General features: G+C 66.7%; 16 protein-coding genes. 15 read left to right on the forward strand and 1 reads right to left on the reverse strand.

Translation table 11 applies throughout. The features are described from left to right. The first annotated feature begins 33 nt into the window (after positions 1–33). From F5X71_RS29945 to F5X71_RS30000, 12 genes are all read left to right on the forward strand, one after another. The gene (locus tag F5X71_RS29945) at positions 34–3,711 is read left to right on the forward strand and encodes an ABC transporter ATP-binding protein (protein ID WP_167465014.1); all 3,678 of its coding nucleotides are present in this window, start codon (positions 34–36) and stop codon (positions 3,709–3,711) included. Positions 3,712–3,906: 195 nt separating this feature from the next. Continuing rightward, a complete protein-coding gene (locus F5X71_RS29950) occupies positions 3,907–7,599 on the forward strand; it encodes a multifunctional oxoglutarate decarboxylase/oxoglutarate dehydrogenase thiamine pyrophosphate-binding subunit/dihydrolipoyllysine-residue succinyltransferase subunit (protein WP_428981414.1) in 3,693 nt (1,230 codons plus the stop codon). Positions 7,600–7,773: 174 nt separating this feature from the next. Further along, entirely contained in the window at positions 7,774–8,106 is a 333-nt protein-coding gene (locus tag F5X71_RS29955) for a type VII secretion target (protein ID WP_167465016.1), read from the forward strand. Next, a complete protein-coding gene (locus tag F5X71_RS29960; RefSeq protein WP_167465017.1) occupies positions 8,103–8,402 on the forward strand; it encodes a WXG100 family type VII secretion target in 300 nt (99 codons plus the stop codon). The genes F5X71_RS29955 and F5X71_RS29960 overlap by 4 nt, the downstream gene beginning before the upstream one ends. A 3-nt stretch (positions 8,403–8,405) precedes the next feature. Then, entirely contained in the window at positions 8,406–9,293 is an 888-nt protein-coding gene (locus F5X71_RS37270; protein ID WP_238815551.1) for a hypothetical protein, read from the forward strand. Between the two features lie 101 nt (positions 9,294–9,394). Next, the gene (locus tag F5X71_RS37275; RefSeq protein WP_238815552.1) at positions 9,395–9,772 is read left to right on the forward strand and encodes a hypothetical protein; all 378 of its coding nucleotides are present in this window, start codon (positions 9,395–9,397) and stop codon (positions 9,770–9,772) included. Then, complete coding sequence (locus F5X71_RS29975; protein WP_167465019.1) at positions 9,748–10,149, forward strand: SCO4402 family protein; 402 nt, start codon at positions 9,748–9,750, stop codon at positions 10,147–10,149. Before F5X71_RS37275 ends, F5X71_RS29975 begins: the two co-directional genes overlap by 25 nt. Positions 10,150–10,155: 6 nt before the next feature. Then, positions 10,156–10,602, forward strand: a complete 447-nt coding sequence (locus F5X71_RS29980; RefSeq protein ID WP_238815553.1) for a contact-dependent growth inhibition system immunity protein — start codon at positions 10,156–10,158, stop codon at positions 10,600–10,602. A gap of 158 nt (positions 10,603–10,760) precedes the next feature. Continuing rightward, positions 10,761–11,051, forward strand: a complete 291-nt coding sequence (locus F5X71_RS29985) for a hypothetical protein (RefSeq protein ID WP_167465020.1) — start codon at positions 10,761–10,763, stop codon at positions 11,049–11,051. Positions 11,052–11,188: 137 nt separating this feature from the next. Continuing rightward, positions 11,189–11,392: a hypothetical protein gene (locus F5X71_RS29990; RefSeq protein WP_167465021.1), complete on the forward strand. Its 204-nt coding sequence runs from the start codon at positions 11,189–11,191 to the stop codon at positions 11,390–11,392. A gap of 22 nt (positions 11,393–11,414) precedes the next feature. Further along, positions 11,415–11,744: a hypothetical protein gene (locus tag F5X71_RS29995; protein WP_167465022.1), complete on the forward strand. Its 330-nt coding sequence runs from the start codon at positions 11,415–11,417 to the stop codon at positions 11,742–11,744. Between the two features lie 40 nt (positions 11,745–11,784). After that, a complete protein-coding gene (locus tag F5X71_RS30000) occupies positions 11,785–11,934 on the forward strand; it encodes a hypothetical protein (RefSeq protein WP_167465023.1) in 150 nt (49 codons plus the stop codon). A 162-nt stretch (positions 11,935–12,096) separates the two neighbouring features. Here the strand turns inward: F5X71_RS30000 and F5X71_RS30005 are convergent, their stop codons facing one another. Next, on the reverse strand, positions 12,097–12,738 hold the full coding sequence (locus tag F5X71_RS30005; RefSeq protein ID WP_167465024.1) for a TetR/AcrR family transcriptional regulator: 642 nt from the start codon (positions 12,736–12,738) through the stop codon (positions 12,097–12,099). Between the two features lie 68 nt (positions 12,739–12,806). Here F5X71_RS30005 and F5X71_RS30010 point away from each other — a divergent pair, with 68 nt between their 5' ends. From F5X71_RS30010 to F5X71_RS30020, 3 genes are all read left to right on the forward strand, one after another. Beyond that, complete coding sequence (locus tag F5X71_RS30010) at positions 12,807–14,333, forward strand: flavin-containing monooxygenase (RefSeq protein ID WP_167465025.1); 1,527 nt, start codon at positions 12,807–12,809, stop codon at positions 14,331–14,333. A 79-nt stretch (positions 14,334–14,412) separates the two neighbouring features. Then, on the forward strand, positions 14,413–15,243 hold the full coding sequence (locus F5X71_RS30015) for an SDR family NAD(P)-dependent oxidoreductase (protein ID WP_167465026.1): 831 nt from the start codon (positions 14,413–14,415) through the stop codon (positions 15,241–15,243). Between the two features lie 14 nt (positions 15,244–15,257). Then, complete coding sequence (locus tag F5X71_RS30020; protein ID WP_167465027.1) at positions 15,258–16,172, forward strand: alpha/beta hydrolase; 915 nt, start codon at positions 15,258–15,260, stop codon at positions 16,170–16,172. The last annotated feature ends 101 nt before the right edge of the window (positions 16,173–16,273 follow it).

Consider the following 16,273-nt stretch of genomic DNA (forward strand, 5'->3'; position numbering starts at 1 on the left):
ACGTGTCGGTAGGCGTCGTTACCGTGGATGGTTATGGGCGGGGTTGTCGAAGCGAGAGAACGCACCGGGTCGGCTGAGCGCACGTCCGGCGGTCCCGGCTGGATTCGCAGGCTGTGGACCGAGAGCCGCACCCATCCCGGCACCCTTGCCGGCCTCACCGTCACGATCCTGGCCGGTGCCGCCGTGGAGATCACCGCCCCGCTGCTGACCAAGCGCGCGGTCGATGCCGCGGGGCACGGCGCCACGTCGGTCATCGGGGTCGTCGCCGGGCTGCTGCTCCTGCTCGCCGCCGCGCGCTTCGCTGCCGGATTCGGGCGCAGGCTGCTCGCCGGGAAACTGTCGCTGGACGTGCAACATTCGTTGCGCGTCGACCTGCTCGCGTCCCTGCAACGCCTGGACGGCACCGGACAGGACGCGATTCGAACCGGGCAGGTGGTGTCGCGCTCGATCACCGACTTGCAGCTGGTGCAGGGCCTGCTCGCGATGGCGCCGCTGTCCGGCATGGCGGTGCTGCAATTCGGGCTGGCCGCGGTGGTCATGGTGTGGCTCTCGCCGCCGCTCGCCGCGGTGGCGCTGCTGGTGGTGCCCGCGATCGCCGTGGTCGTGGCCCGGGTGCGGCCGCGGCTCTACGCGGCGACGTGGTCGGCGCAGCAGCGGGCCGCCGAGGTCGCCCAGCACGTCGAGGAGACCGTCACCGGTGTGCGGGTGGTGAAGGGCTTCGGACAGGAGGCCCGCATGGTCGACGTGCTCGAACGGCACAGTCGCACTTTGTATTCCGAGCGCATGCGGGCGGCCAGGGTCGATTCCCGCTTCGCCCCGACCGTGGCGGCGATCCCGCAGCTCGGCATGGTCGGGGTGATCGTGCTGGGCGGCTATCTGGCGCTGCACGGCTCGATCGGGATCGGCACCTTCGTCGCGTTCGCCGCCTACGTCGCCACGCTGACCGGGACGGCCAGGATCATGTCCGGCGCACTGGTGCTCGCGCAGCTGACCCGCGCGGCGGCCGAACGCGTCTACCAGGTGATCGACACCGCGCCGGTGGTCACCGACCCGCCCACGCCCGCGCCACTGCCCGACGGCCCCCTCGGCATCGAGATCGATTCGCTCACTTTCGGTTTCGACCCCGAACGCCCGGTGCTGCGCGAACTCGACCTGACGGTGCGGCCCGGGGAGACCGTGGCGATCATCGGACCCGCGGGCTCGGGCAAGACCACGCTGTCGCTGCTGCTGCCACGCTTCTACGCCCCGGACGCGGGCCGCATCCGGCTCTTCGGCGAATCCGCGACGGACGCTTCGACTCCCGCCGATCCGGTCGATATCGCCGAGGTCAGCGCGTCCGAACTGCGCGGCGCGATCGGGGTCGTGTTCGACGACCCGTTCCTGTTCTCCGACACCATCGCCGCGAACATCGCGCTCGGCCGCCCGGACGCCACCGACACCGAGATCAGGGCGGCCGCGCAAGCCGCGGCGGCCGACGAGTTCATCACCGAACTCCCCGACGGCTACGACACCGTCGTCGGCGAACGCGGCCTCACCCTGTCCGGCGGGCAACGCCAGCGCATCGCGCTGGCCAGGGCGCTGCTGGCGCGCCCGCGCGTGCTGGTGCTCGACGACGCGACCTCCGCGGTGGACGCGATCACCGAGGCCGCGATCTTCGATACTTTGCCCGATCAGCGGGGACGGACCACCCTGATCCTGGCGCATCGGGAATCCACACTGACCCATGCCGATCGGGTCATCCGCCTGCCCGGTCCCGCCGGGCACCACCCGGTCACGCACGAGGCGGGCCCGCGGGCGGGCACCGGCTCGGCGACGACCTTCGCCGCGGCCGCCGCCGACCTCAGCGAGACCCCGGAATTGCGGCGCACCATCGAGCTCCTGCCGCCCGCCACCGAACAGCCCGAACTCGACGAACAGCAACAGCGGCAACCGGATCCGCGGTTCCGGCTCGGCCGGCTGCTGCGACCGGTCCGCTGGTTGATCCTGACCACCCTCGCGCTGCTCGCCCTCGACGCCCTGATCGGCGTCGGCTTCCCACCGATCGTGCGGCACGCCATCGACGCGGGCGTCGGCAAAACCGACACGAGCGCGCTCGGCCTGGCCGCGGTGCTCGGCGTGCTGCTCGTCGCGGCGGGCTGGCTGGTCGGCGCGGCCTCGACCCTGATCACCGCGCGCACCGGCGAGCGGATGCTCTACGGGCTGCGCATCCGCAGCTACGCGCACCTTCAGCGGCTCGGGCTCGACTTCTACGAACGCGAACTGTCCGGCCGGATCATGACGCGGATGACGACCGACCTCGACTCGCTGTCGACGTTCCTGCAGACCGGATTGGCGACCAGCCTGGTCGGTGCGCTGACCTTCGCCGGGATCGCGGTCGCGCTGCTGGTGATCGACGTCTCGCTGGGCGCGGTGGTACTGCTCGTCACGCTGCCGCCGCTGGTGCTCGCGACCGTGCTGTTCCGCCGGTTCGCCTCGACGGCCTACACCGTGTCGCGGGAGAACGTGTCGACCGTCAACGCCGACTTCCAGGAGAACGTCGCGGGACTGCGTGCCGTGCAGGCCAATCGGCACGAGCCGGCCGCGGCGCGCCGCTACGCCGAGTACTCCGATCGCTACCGGCGCAGTCGCATGCGGGCCCAGCGCTTGATCGCGCTGTACTTCCCGTACGTCACGGCGTGGTCGGATGTCGCGCTGGCCGTGGTGATCTTCGTCGGGGCGCGCGAGGTGGCCGCGGGCACCACGACGCCGGGCACGCTGATCGCCTTCGTGCTGTACCTGGAATTGCTCTTCGCGCCGGTGCTGGCGCTCTCGCAGGTGTTCGACGGCTATCAGCAGGCCCGGGTCGGCCTGCGCCGGATCGGTGAGCTGCTGCGCACGCCGTCGTCGCTGGTCGCCGATCGCCCGGACGCGGTGCCGATCGAGCGGCTGCGCGGGGAGGTCGCCGTCACCGATGTCGGATTCCACTACCCGGGCAGCGAGATCCGCGCGCTCGACGGGGTGTCGCTCGAGATCCCGGCCGGTTCGACGCTCGCGCTCGTCGGCCCCACCGGCGCGGGCAAGTCGACCATCGTCAAACTGCTCGCCCGCCTCTACGACATTCCCGCGGACGGCACCGGCGCGGTCACCGTCGACGCGGTGGACATCCGCGACTACCGGCTCGCCGACTTCCGCGCTCGGCTCGGCATCGTGCCGCAGGAGGCGCACCTGTTCAGTGGCGACATCGCGAGCAACATCGCGTTCGGCAGGCCCGACGCGACCGAGGCCGAGATCGCCGAGGCCGCGGCGGCGGTCGGCGCCGCGGACATGATCGCCGCGCTGCCGCTCGGCATGCGCCAGCCGGTCGGCGAACGCGGGCGCGGTCTGTCCGCGGGCCAGCGGCAATTGATCGCGCTGGCCCGAGCCGAACTGGTGCGACCGGACCTGCTGCTGCTCGACGAGGCGACCGCGACGCTGGACCCCGACACCGAGGCGGCGGTGCTGGCCGCCAGCCGATCGCTGGCCCGCGGCCGGACCACCGTGCTCGTCGCGCACCGGCTCGGCACCGCCGCGCGCGCCGATCGGATCGCTGTAGTCGAGCACGGGCGGATCGCCGAAATCGGCACCCACGCCGAGCTCCTGAGCGCGGGTGGACCATATTCTCGACTGTGGTCGGCGGCACGTCCGAGCGAGGGAATATTCTCGGTGCAGGACAAGTCGTCCTCTATGAGGTGAGGTTTGTCGGGTGGTCAGTCGCTCCGTCGGTTTGCTGCTGGGCCTATCCTCAGATAGGGCGCATCGGCGCGCATCCGCTGATCCCCGTGCCGGGCACGTCACAAACGTCGCAGCGCGAAGAACGAAATGAGGCGAACACCTGCTGTGAGCAGCTCAACTTCCCAGTTCGGACAGAACCAGTGGCTAGTCGATGAGATGTATCAAAAGTTCAAGCAAGATCCATCTTCGGTCGATGAGAGTTGGCACGAGTTCCTCGCCGATTACACGCCCGAAGCTACTGGTGATTCCGGTAACAGCCAGGCCGCTCCGGCCGCACCCGCGCAGGCGCCGACCCCGGCTCCGGCTCCCGCGTCGGTGAACTCGGCCCCCAAGGCGCCCGCGCCCGCGCCCGCACCGGCCAAGCCGGCCGCTGCGGCACCGGCGAAGGCGACCGCTCGCGCGCCGCAGACCACCCCGGCACCGACCTCCAACGCGGCCCCCACCTCCGGCGGCCCGAAGACCGACACCGCGGCCGACGAGGCCAAGGTGCTGCGCGGCGCCGCGGCGGCCGTGGCCAAGAACATGGCCGCCTCGCTCAGCATCCCCACCGCGACCAGCGTGCGCGCCATCCCGGCGAAGCTGATGATCGACAACCGGTTGGTCATCAACAACCACCTGGCCCGCACCCGCGGCGGCAAGATCTCGTTCACGCACCTGCTTGGCTACGCGATCGTCCAGGCGGTCAAGTCGTTCCCGAACATGAACCGGCACTTCGCCGAGATCGACGGCAAGCCGAACGCGGTCACCCCCGCGCACACCAACCTCGGCCTCGCCATCGACCTGCCCGGCAAGGACGGCAGCCGTTCGCTGGTCGTTGCGGCAATCAAGGGCACCGAGGCGATGAGCTTCGGCCAGTTCCACACCGCCTACGAGGACATCGTGCGCCGCGCCCGCGACGCCAAGCTCACCGCCGACGACTTCAGCGGTGTCACCATCTCGCTGACCAACCCCGGCACCATCGGCACCGTGCACTCGGTGCCCCGCCTCATGCCGGGCCAGGGTGCCATCATCGGCGCGGGCGCGATGGAGTACCCGGCCGAATTCCAGGGCATGAGCGACGAGCGGATCGCCGATATCGGCGTCGGCAAGCTGATGACGCTCACCTCCACCTACGACCACCGCATCATCCAGGGTGCGGAGTCCGGTGACTTCCTGCGCACCATCCACCAGCTGCTGATCTCCGACGAGTTCTACGACGAGATCTTCCACGGCCTCGGCGTGCCGTACGAGCCGGTCCGCTGGCGCAAGGACATCCGCGAACGCGGCGTGGACAAGAGCACCCGCGTGCTCGAGATGATCGCCGCCTACCGCAACCGCGGCCACCTGATGGCCGACACCGACCCGCTGCGCCTGGTCAAGGACAAGTTCCGCAGCCACCCCGACCTCGACGTCACCCAGCACGGGCTGACCCTCTGGGACCTGGACCGCACCTTCAACGTCGGCGGCTTCCACGGCCAGGAGCAGATGAAGCTGCGCGAGGTCCTCTCGGTGCTGCGCGACGCCTACTGCAGGCACGTCGGCGTGGAGTACACCCACATCCTGGAAACCGAGCAGCTGCAGTGGATCCAGGAGCGGGTCGAGCAGAAGCACGTCAAACCGACTGTCGCGCAACAGAAGTACATCCTGAACCGGCTGAACGCGGCCGAGGCGTTCGAGACCTTCCTGCAGACCAAGTACGTCGGGCAGAAGCGGTTCTCGCTCGAGGGCGCCGAGGCCGTCATCCCGATGATGGACGCCACCATCGACCAGTGCGCCGAGCACGGCCTCGACGAGGTCGTCATCGGCATGCCGCACCGCGGCCGCCTGAACGTGCTCGCCAACATCGTCGGCAAGCCGTACTCGAAGATCTTCACCGAGTTCGAGGGCAACATGAACCCGGCGGGCGCGCACGGCTCCGGCGACGTGAAGTATCACCTCGGCGCGCACGGCACCTACCTGCAGATGTTCGGCGACAACGAGATCGAGGTCTCGCTCACCGCCAACCCGTCGCACCTGGAAGCGGTCGACCCGGTGCTCGAGGGCCTGGTCCGCGCCAAGCAGGACCTGCTGGACAAGGGTGACGGTGCGGAGGGCTACTCCGTGATGCCGCTGATGCTGCACGGTGACGCCGCGTTCGCGGGTCAGGGTGTGGTCGCGGAGACGCTGAACCTGTCCGGGCTGCGCGGCTACCGCGTCGGCGGCACCATCCACATCGTGGTGAACAACCAGATCGGCTTCACCACCGCGCCGGAGAACAGCCGCTCCACCGAATACTCCACCGACATCGCGAAGTTCATCGGCGCGCCGATCTTCCACGTGAACGGTGACGACCCGGAGGCCTGTGACTGGGTCGCCCGCCTCGCGGTCGACTTCCGGCAGAAGTTCCGCAAGGACGTCGTCATCGACATGGTCTGCTACCGCCGTCGCGGCCACAACGAGGGCGACGATCCGTCGATGACCCAGCCGTCGATGTACGACGTCATCGACACCAAGCGCTCGGTGCGCAAGGCCTACACCGAGAGCCTGATCGGCCGTGGCGACATCTCGCTGAAAGAGGCCGAGGACGCGCTGCGCGACTACCAGGGTCAGCTGGAGCGGGTGTTCAACGAGGTCCGCGAGCTGGAGAAGTACACCCCGGAGCCGAGTGAGTCGGTCGAGGACGACCAGAAGGTCCCGACCACCGTGCAGACGGCCGTGGACAAGACGGTGCTGCAGCGCATCGGCGACGCGTTCCTGAACGTGCCCGACGGCTTCAACGTGCACCCGCGCGTCAAGCCGGTGCTGGAGAAGCGTCGCGAGATGGCCTACGAGGGCAAGGTCGACTGGGCCTTCGCCGAGCTGATGGCGTTCGGCACGCTCATCGACGAGGGTCGCGCGGTGCGCCTCACCGGTCAGGACTCCCGGCGCGGCACCTTCACCCAGCGGCACGCGGTGATCATCGACCGCAAGACCGGCGGCGAGTACACCCCGCTGCACAACATCGGCAGCAAGGACCCGGGCTGGTTCGCGGTGCACGACTCGGCGCTGAGCGAATACGCCGCGGTCGGCTTCGAATACGGCTACTCGCTGGGCAACCCGAACGCACTCGTGCTGTGGGAGGCGCAGTTCGGTGACTTCGTCAACGGCGCGCAGTCGATCATCGACGAGTTCATCTCCTCCGGTGAGGCCAAGTGGGGCCAGCTCTCCGACGTCGTGCTGCTGCTGCCGCACGGCCACGAGGGTCAGGGCCCGGACCACACCTCCGGTCGCATCGAGCGGTTCCTGCAGCTGTGCGCCGAAGGGTCGATGACGGTCGCCGTGCCGTCCACCCCGGCGAACTACTTCCACCTGCTGCGCCGCCACGCGTTGGACGGCATCCGCCGCCCGATGATCGTCTTCACCCCGAAGTCGATGCTGCGCAACAAGGCGGTCGTGTCGGATCTGAAGGACTTCACCGAGAGCAAGTTCCGCTCGGTGTTCGACGAGCCCGCCTACGAGCAGGGCGTCGGCGACCGCAGCAAGGTGAAGCGGATCCTGATGACCAGCGGCAAGCTGTACTACGAGCTGGCCGCCGAGAAGGCGAAGCAGAAGCGCGAAGACGTCGCGATCGTGCGGATCGAGCAGCTCTACCCGCTGCCCACCTACCGCCTGAACGAGTCGCTGGAGCGCTACACCAACGCCACCGACATCGTGTGGGTCCAGGAGGAACCGGCCAACCAGGGCGCCTGGCCCTTCTTCGGCCTCAACCTCCCGGAGGTCCTGCCCGAACGCCTCGGCAAGCTCCGCCGCATCTCCCGCCGTGCCATGTCGGCCCCCTCCTCGGGTTCCAGCAAGGTCCACGCCGTCGAGCAAGCGGAAATCATCGCCGAAGCCTTCGAACCCACTGCCTGACCCTCTCCCCTCCGACGCCGGGCCGAATCCCCTTCGGCCCGGCGTCGCTGTCTCTACCTCGTCGACACTGCCCACGACCACCCGTAGACTCGCCGCAGTGAGCGAGCGAAGCGAGAGAAGCGTGTCACAGCGCCCCTCGCGCATGTCTGTGGTGAGCGCCAGCGAAGCACAGACATGAGCGACGGGGGTGCGCCAGGACAGCACGTATATGTGCTACCCGACCGTGTCCGTGAGGTCGGCACCTACGTCTACGAGTTGGCCGAGGCGTTGCGGTCCGCGTTGAATGCCGCGGCCAAGGACGTCGACGCGCTGACCGCGGGCAGCTGGACAGGCGATTCGGCCACCGAGTTCGCCAACGGCTGGACCGCTGTGCGCGACGGCGGCATCCAGATCATGTCCGCGCTGACCGGCATGGCCGAGAAGCTCGGCGTCACCGCAGACACCTATCAGCACCGCGACGACAGCAACGCGGCCGCGCTGCACACCTCCAGCCTGGATCTGCCATGAGCTCCGAGTTCTCGGTGGACCTCGAGCACCTGGACCAGATCGTGTCGCGACTGTCCGGGCTGGCCGGATTCGTCGCCGACCATCTCGACGAAATCGACGATCGCGTCGCCGGTTTGCACGGTACCGGCTGGGAAAGTGTTGCGGCCCAGGCCTACGCCGACGCCCACCGCCAATGGGCCACGGGTGCACGCGAGTTCGTCGAAGGGGTCCGCGAGATGAGCGATGCGGCCAAGCAGGCCCACGCACGCTACACCCGCGCCATCGAACTCAACAGCAAGATGCTGGGCGGGGCCTGAGCCATGCGCATCGACTGGCAGGTCTACTACGACGCCGCCAAGCGATGCCACGATCTCGCCGCCGATCTACGCCGCGCCGACAGGCCGGTGCACGACGCGGTCAAAGGCGAATGCGCCGGTATGGCCGGTGACGCGCCCGGTTGCAAGGAATGGGGCGAGAAGTACGACGCCACCGCCCGCGACACGATGCAGGCGTGCACGAACCTCGCCGACGCACTCACCAACTTCGGCTACGTGCTCTACGCCGCCGGTTACAACTACGGCATCAGCAACAAGAGCAATCCGGCGCCGGAACGGCCCGACGTGCGCGAGATGACCGAACACCGGGTGAGCATCCCGACTTCGGTGCGCGACAACGGAATCGGCATCGAGCACCACGGCGGCGTTCAAGAACTCTTCGATGCGCTGATCGCGAAGATCCTGACCACCTTCGGAAAGCTTCCCAACGGTGACATCGAGAAACTGAAGAAGGCCTCGACCACTTGGACGACATTCGCCAACCACGAGACCGTCACCGGCGCGGCAGCCCGCATCACCACCATCATCGGCCTGTTCGACAGGATCGAGGACAAGACCAACCTGCCGCCGCTGCTCGCCCACCTCGAAACCTTGCGCGGCGGAGCCGATCAGGTCGCGGCCGCAGCCCAGAATCTCGCGACCCCGTCGCCGACTATCACGCCGGAACCGTCGAGGTGCGCGGCAACATCGAATCATCGATCACCCAGGCCGAGTGGGCCATCGGCCTCACCGTGGTCGCCGCGGCGGCCGCAGCCTGGTTCACCTTCGGCGGTAGCGCCGCAGCGGGCGCAGGCGGTGTCGGCGTCATCGTCACCAACACCGTCAACACCATCCGCACCGTCTACCAGGGCAGCAACCTCCTCAAAGCCGTAGGCCTGGCAACAGCCGCCGCCGGCGCCGTAGGCCTGATCAAATCCTTCGACAAAGTCCCCGACCTCGGCACCACCCTCACCTCCCTCGCCACCATCATCGCCATGCGGGTGTTGATCGAGGATGATGGAGAGTCGACCTCGGACACGACGCCACCGGCAACGGCGGCTGCTTTCCCACCGCAGCAAGCGGTCGACAAGATCCCGACCGAGTGGGGCGAAGGTCAGCCGAATAGGAAGAAGGACGGCGAACGCTGGCACGATCCGGAAAATCCGAACGGCGCCGGCGTTCGGATCGATAAGGGAGATCCGAACAGCCCGAATCAGTCTCAGCGAGTAGACCATGTAGTCGTTCGGTCGGACGGTAAGGTTCTGGGGCCTGATGGTCAACCGATACCGCCCGGCTCCTCGATCAAAGAACACCCAGAAGCGCACATACCTCTCGAAGAGTGGCTCAAATGGAAGAGTTGGGATCACCCGTGACAAGAGTCCGCTACCCAGAAGCCCGGAGAGCTGTAATCAACGCGGTAGCAGCACTGTCGGATCTCGAGTACCAGAAGAGGGTTTGGCTGGAAAGGGTATATCCGCATGAGAATTTCTATGACGATCTCGACACGAACGTCCATATTCTCTACGACGACTATCGAATATTGCCGGATGCGGAATCAGCACTGGGCGACGTCCTGGTACCCGGGGACGAAATAGAACGTCTTCGCACCCTCGGCCGAGTGCTGGATCCCGTGATCGAAGAACTCGGCGATTGCCCGGACTCGCGGTACGTAGCCCATAAGCAGTGGCCGGTAGTCACTCGTGCCGCAAGCGCTGCTCTGTCAGCGATGGTGCTTTCCGGCGGGCTGTGAGCAAGCATGACCGTTGGGGACCAGCCAATCAGCGATAGCGACAACTTTTCGCTTGAGCAACTCGAAGGTGTCGCCTGGCCGCAACCACCCGAGAACGCCACGCGTGTGATGCGGTTGGTGTACGAGCTTCGCCGGAGACCGATCCGCAAATTGACCCCGGAGGACCTGAGAGTCCTACTGAGGCAGCGTGAAGGCATCGCCGCACTGCTGCCCCGCACACTACGCCTCCTCGGGGAAAACCCACTGGCCGAGGGCGACTACTTCCCCGGCGACTTACTCGTAGCCGCGCTCGGCCTGGCCACGTCATTTTGGCGCAATAACCCCGAATATGTCCCTCAGCTGTGCCAGATAATCAGAAAGGTCGAAGCAATGGGCAATCTCGATGACCTCGGCGCCCCGCACGACGGGATCTGGGAAGTAATCGAAAGTTTTCGCACCAATACAGCGCGATAGTACGTTGAACCTCTGCAGTGGCCAGCTGCCGCCAGACCGCAGAGGCCGCGCAGTCCCCCGATGACGCTGGCCGGTACGCGCGAACGAGATGTTGGAGACTTCGATGGGAACTAGGTGACGACGATCAGCTTTCGCTCAAGGAAGGGGATGCCTTCAGTGTGCGCAAGGCGATCTACCGGATGATCCTCACGCGCGCCAAGCGCAGTCTGGAAGATCCAGGCGACCTGCACGAACTCGAACTCAGCGAGTACTGCGAGGGGATCTCGCTGTTTTCGATGCCGCCCGCTCAGCGAGCGCGCGTCGGGCGCGCTCTACTGGCCGGGGTGGTCGTGCTTCGAGCAGACATCGCTGCAGGGTGCACGACGGAAGAGCCGACCCGCATCGGGATCGAGGAAAGACTCAGCGAACTGGTCGAATTCATGAAATTGCACCTCGAAGCGGCCGGATAGGCAGCGTCGAGACGCTACCGGGGCGGTGGGTGGTTCAGCCCCGTGTGCGGATTCGGCGGTTTCGGGAGTAGTCGCCTTGGTGGAATTCGGTGATGTCGCCGGAGGTGGCTTGGAAGCGGGCACAGGAGAGGGCTGCCGTGGGTGACGAGTCACTCTTCCGCTTGCCTGAAGACCAGCGTTCGCGCATCGGCGGTGCGCTGCTGCACGGTGCGCAGAAACTACGCGCCGACATCGCAGCGGGCAACGCGACCGAGGAGCCCGTTCGCGAGGGTATCGAGAGCGTCCTCGACGACCTCGTCGAGTTCATGACGACGCGCCTCGACGCCCCGGCCCCGGGTTAAGCGTAGGGGCAAGGTACTGCACGTGGAGCGGGTCGTCGAATACACCGGCAGGTTGTTCATCAACTTTCGCGAATTCGAATTCGAGGACGGGCACAGCCACTGCTACCGGTGGATAGACGCGAAGCAGTACGCATTGACGACATCGGGGTCCGACGACCGGACCATTTTGGCTGATCTGATAGCAAGCGCCGCGTATCGCGACGACTATGTCGGCAGTGGGTGGATACGGATGGGATCCGCCATGGGCCGTATTGGCTGGATCGGATCTCGAGCGAATCTATTCCGCCGTCGACGTAACCACCGCCAGCGACGTGCTGGAGCGGTGGTTGCGCGGCTGCGGGGTCGTCCCTGAACAGTTGCGTGAAGTGGTTCAGCGGCGCATTGTCGAGCCCTTGTGTTCCGCCACGAGCCGGTACCTACTGCGCGATCTCGGCTCGTCCGCTGTCAACGACTACGGCGACCTGCACCGCGAGTTCCACGAGATCGTGCTCATCGACAAGAAGGAGCGGTCGGTGCTACTCACCGTCCTCTCCGACGACTGACGGCGACCGAGTTCCACCAAAAAGTTTGTCCCGCCGGGGGACACGACGTTGTGGCACCTGGGCGGGTGTTCCATGGGACGTTTGTGTTCGGATGCCCAGGGCGGCAATGAGGTTGGGTTGCGCCGTAGGGGTTGAGGTTTCGGGGGTGGGGAGGGCGCAAGGTTAGGGGGTGGGTTGGCTGGGGCGTAGGGCGGCGGTCAGTTCGGGGCTGAGGGCCAGGGCGGGGAGGGATTCGACTATCAGCTCGATGAGTTGTTCGCGAGAGACGGGCTTGTCGCTGATCCAGGTGAGGATTGTTTCCTCGACGAAGGCGATCCAGCCGCGGACGGCGAGGGCGAGGCGGGGGCGGTCGGGGTCGTCGAGCGGGATGGGCGTCTCGGCGAGCACGATTTCGGCTATCGCGGAACGGGATTCGTTGACCAGGGTGAGCGTGCCCGGTTTGTAACTGAACGGACCGCGCAGGACGGCGTGGTAGGCGGCCTGGTTTTCTTCGACGTAGGCGACGTAGCGTTCGACGGCGTCGCGCAGCATGTCGAACAGGCCGAGGCTGCGGTCGGGCGCGATGGCGGTCAGGAATTCACTGTTGACGTGCAGGGCGATGGCCTCGTGGAACTCGTTTTTCGAGGCGAAGTAGTGGAACAGCAGGCCGCGGGAGATCCCGGCCTGCTTGGCGATGTCGTCGACGGAGATGTCTTCGAGCGCCCGTTCGGCGAGCATTTCGGCGCCCAGGGTGATCAGTTGCACTCGGCGCTCGTCCGGGCTGAGCCGGACGCGCTTGGTCTCTGCTGAACTACTGGAACTCACATCGTCATCCTACTGAACGTGATTCAATACTGTTGACTGCCGCTCAATAAGCATCTACCCTTCGGTATATGAGTCGCAAGGTTACAGACAAAGCTGTCGGCGACCGGTCCGCCCGCCGCGTCAAGACAATCATCATCGGTGGTGGGTTCTCAGGGCTCGGGCTGGCGATCCGGTTGAGCCAGCAGGGCAGAGACGACTACCTGGTGCTGGAGCGTGGCCACGATGTCGGCGGCACCTGGCGGGACAACACCTACCCCGGTGCGGCCTGCGACGTCCCCTCGCACCTGTACTCGTATTCCTTCGCGTTGAACCCGGACTGGTCGCGCTCGTTCTCCCGGCAGGGCGAGATCCAGAAGTACATCCGCGGCGTCGCGGAGAAGTACAACGTGCTGGGCAACCACGTCTTCGACTGCGACGTGACCAGCGTGCGCTGGAACAACGAGGACGCCCAGTGGGAGATCGAGTCGTCCAAGGGCAGCTTCGTCGCCGACACCGTGGTCTCCGCGATCGGCGCGCTGTGCGAGCCCGCGCTGCCGGATATCAAGGGCATCAACGACTTCCAGGGCGAGATCTGCCACTCAGCGCGGTGGAACCATGAGCTCGACCTCACCGGCAAGCGGGTCGCGATCATCGGCACCGGCGCCTCGTCGATCCAGATCGTGCCCGAGATCGCGCCCAAGGTGGCGCATTTGGATGTCTACCAGCGCACCGCCCCGTGGCTGCTGCCCCGGATGGACCGCCCGTACACCAAGGCCGAGCGACTCGCCTTCAAATACGTCCCCGGCGTCCAGCGCCTGTCCCGGGCCGCGATCTACGCCGCCCGCGAGACCCAGGTCGTCGGCCTGGCCAAGTTCCCCGCGCTGATGCAGGCGTTCGAACTGGTCGCGAAGGCCAAGCTGCGGCACGAGGTGCGCGATCCGCAACTGCGCGCCAAGGTGACTCCGGACTTCCGGATCGGCTGCAAGCGCATGCTGATCTCGAACAACTACTACCCCGCGCTCAGCAGGGACAACGTGGACGTCGTCACCGACGGCATCGCCGAGATCCGCCCGCACTCGATCGTCACCAAGGACGGCACCGAGCGTGCGATCGACGTGCTCATCGTGGCGACCGGCTTCCACGTCACCGACTCACCGGCGTTCAACACCATCGTCGGCCGCGACGGCCGCACGCTCAGCGAGGTGTACGACGAGGCGGGCCAGCAGGGCTACAAGGGCTGCGCCACCGCGAACTTCCCGAACATGTTCACCCTGCTCGGCCCGAATGTCGGCCTCGGCCACACCTCTATGGTGTTCATGATCGAGTCGCAGCTCAACTACATCGCCGACGCGCTGGCCACGATCGACCGGCTGCGGTTGCGCACGGTCGAGGTGCGCCGCGACGCGCAGCAGAAATACAATCTCGACCTGCAGCGCAAGCTCAGCAAGAGTGTCTGGCTCACCGGCGGCTGCGCCAGCTGGTATCTGGACAAGCACGGCAACAACACCACGCTGTGGCCGGACTTCACCTTCGAATTCCGTAGGCTGACGCGCAATTTCGACCTGTCCGCGTATGAAACGACCTCGGCACGAGCCGAACTGAAAGTGGGAGCGTAGCAGTGAGTGAGCGAAGCGAACGAACCATGTGCCAGCGCGCTTTGCGCACTGCGGAGCCGAGCGCTAGCGAGGTGCAGCAGTGAGTGATGATGTTTACTTCAAGGGCAAAGTCTGTGTGATCACCGGCGCCGGGTCCGGCATCGGCCGCGCACTCGCCGAGAATCTGGCCAAGCGCGGCGCCAAGCTCGCGCTCTCCGATATCGACACCGACGGTCTCGCCGAGACCGTGGCGCGCTGCGAAAAGCTGGGCGCCGAGGTGAAATCCGATCGGATCAACGTCGCCGAGCGCGAGGCCGTGCTGCTCTACGCCGACGCGGTGAAGGCGCATTTCGGTGTGGTGCACCAGATTTACAACAACGCGGGCATCGCCTACCACGGTGACGTCGTCAAGACCGAGTTCAAGGACTTCGATCGGGTCATGGACGTCGATTTCTGGGGCGTCGTGAACGGCACCAAAGCGTTCCTGCCGTTCCTGATCGAGTCCGGCGCGGGCCATGTGGTGAACGTGTCCAGCCTGTTCGGTCTGATCGCGGTACCCGGCCAAAGTGCCTACAACTCGGCGAAATTCGCGGTGCGCGGCTTCACCGAGGCGCTGCGCCAGGAGATGCTGGTCGGCAGGCACCCGGTCAAGGTCACCTGCGTGCATCCCGGCGGAATCAAGACCGCGGTCGCCCGCAACGCCGGCTACGCCGAAGGTATCGACGGCAAGCAGGCGGCCTCGCTGTTCGATTCGAAGCTGGCCATACACAGCCCGGAGATGGCCGCGCAGACCATCACCGAGGGGGTGCGCAAAGGCCACGGCCGGGTGCTGATCGGATTCGAAGCAAAGCTGATCGACCTGTTCGTGCGGGTCACCGCGTCCGGCTATCAGCGCCTCGCCACCGTCGTGAACCGCCAGATCCTACCCTGATTCGAGAATTACCCATGCGGGATGTCAATCTTCCGCTGCCTGTCGCACGGACGCTGCTGTGGCCTGTTTTTCGTGTCTCGATGAATGTCCGGACACCGTGGCCACTGCAGCGTCTGCTGCTGGACACCGGCGCGAGAGCCCAGTTCGTGCCCGCGGGCACCACCGTGCACCGGCTGCGGCTCGGCGGCAGGCCCGCCGAAAAGCTCACGGCCACCGCCGATCCCACGGGCGCGGTGCTCTATCTACACGGGGGCGGCTACACCGTCGGCTCGCCGACCACGCATCGTTCCCTCGCCGCCCGGCTCGCTCACGAAACCGGTTGTGCCGTCTATGTTCTCGACTACCGGCTGGCACCGGAGCACCCCTTCCCGGCCGCGCTCGACGATGCCGAGGCGGCCTTCCTCGAACTTGTGCGGAGCGCGGGCTACCGCCCGGACCAGATCGCGCTCTCGGGTGATTCCGCGGGCGGCGGCCTCTCGATGGCGACCGCGCAACGGTTGATCGCGCGGCACGGGCACACCCCGGCCGCGCTCGGGTTGATCGCACCGTGGACCGACCCCAACCAGGTTTCGCCGCGCAACGCGGACCTGGTGATCAATCGCGACTGGTCGCGCGCCTGCGCGGCCGCCTACCTCGGCGATGGCGATTCGAGTGATCCCGGTTACGCCCCGCTCACCGGCGTATTGACCGGACTGCCGCCGACCTATGTCCAGGTCGATGTCAGCGAGCTGCTGCACGCGCAATGCCTGGAACTGGTGGCCGCGTTGCGCGACGCCGGTGTGTCGGTCCGCTACAGCGAGACCCGAGAGCTGTGGCACGTCGCCCAATTGCAAGCGGCGCTGGTCGCACCGGCGGCCGCGGTGCTCAGCGAGCTGGCCGAATTCCTGCGCGAAGCGATTCAACCTGCCGCACTGCGGGATTTAGGATAACCGGGAAGCGGATCCGAGCCGGACAGTCGCGCCCGGGTCCGTTTCTGGTGGTCGACCTCACGGCCCTGACCCAGGTGTCGTAGATTACTCACGAGTAAACC

It is taken from the genome of Nocardia brasiliensis (assembly GCF_011801125.1).
In the GTDB taxonomy this organism is placed as follows: domain Bacteria; phylum Actinomycetota; class Actinomycetes; order Mycobacteriales; family Mycobacteriaceae; genus Nocardia; species Nocardia brasiliensis_C.

Bases quoted from the DNA above. Each gene is read 5' to 3' on its own strand.
- F5X71_RS29975 (WP_167465019.1), top strand. From the start codon at position 9,748: ATGGAAGAGTTGGGATCACCCGTGACAAGAGTCCGCTACCCAGAAGCC.
- F5X71_RS37270 (WP_238815551.1), top strand. From the start codon at position 8,406: ATGCGCATCGACTGGCAGGTCTACTACGACGCCGCCAAGCGATGCCAC.
- F5X71_RS29960 (WP_167465017.1), top strand. From the start codon at position 8,103: ATGAGCTCCGAGTTCTCGGTGGACCTCGAGCACCTGGACCAGATCGTG.
- F5X71_RS29955 (WP_167465016.1), top strand. From the start codon at position 7,774: ATGAGCGACGGGGGTGCGCCAGGACAGCACGTATATGTGCTACCCGAC.
- F5X71_RS37275 (WP_238815552.1), top strand. From the start codon at position 9,395: ATGCGGGTGTTGATCGAGGATGATGGAGAGTCGACCTCGGACACGACG.
- F5X71_RS30020 (WP_167465027.1), top strand. From the start codon at position 15,258: ATGCGGGATGTCAATCTTCCGCTGCCTGTCGCACGGACGCTGCTGTGG.
- F5X71_RS30010 (WP_167465025.1), top strand. From the start codon at position 12,807: ATGAGTCGCAAGGTTACAGACAAAGCTGTCGGCGACCGGTCCGCCCGC.
- F5X71_RS29950 (WP_428981414.1), top strand. From the start codon at position 3,907: ATGTATCAAAAGTTCAAGCAAGATCCATCTTCGGTCGATGAGAGTTGG.
- F5X71_RS29945 (WP_167465014.1), top strand. From the start codon at position 34: ATGGGCGGGGTTGTCGAAGCGAGAGAACGCACCGGGTCGGCTGAGCGC.
- F5X71_RS29980 (WP_238815553.1), top strand. From the start codon at position 10,156: ATGACCGTTGGGGACCAGCCAATCAGCGATAGCGACAACTTTTCGCTT.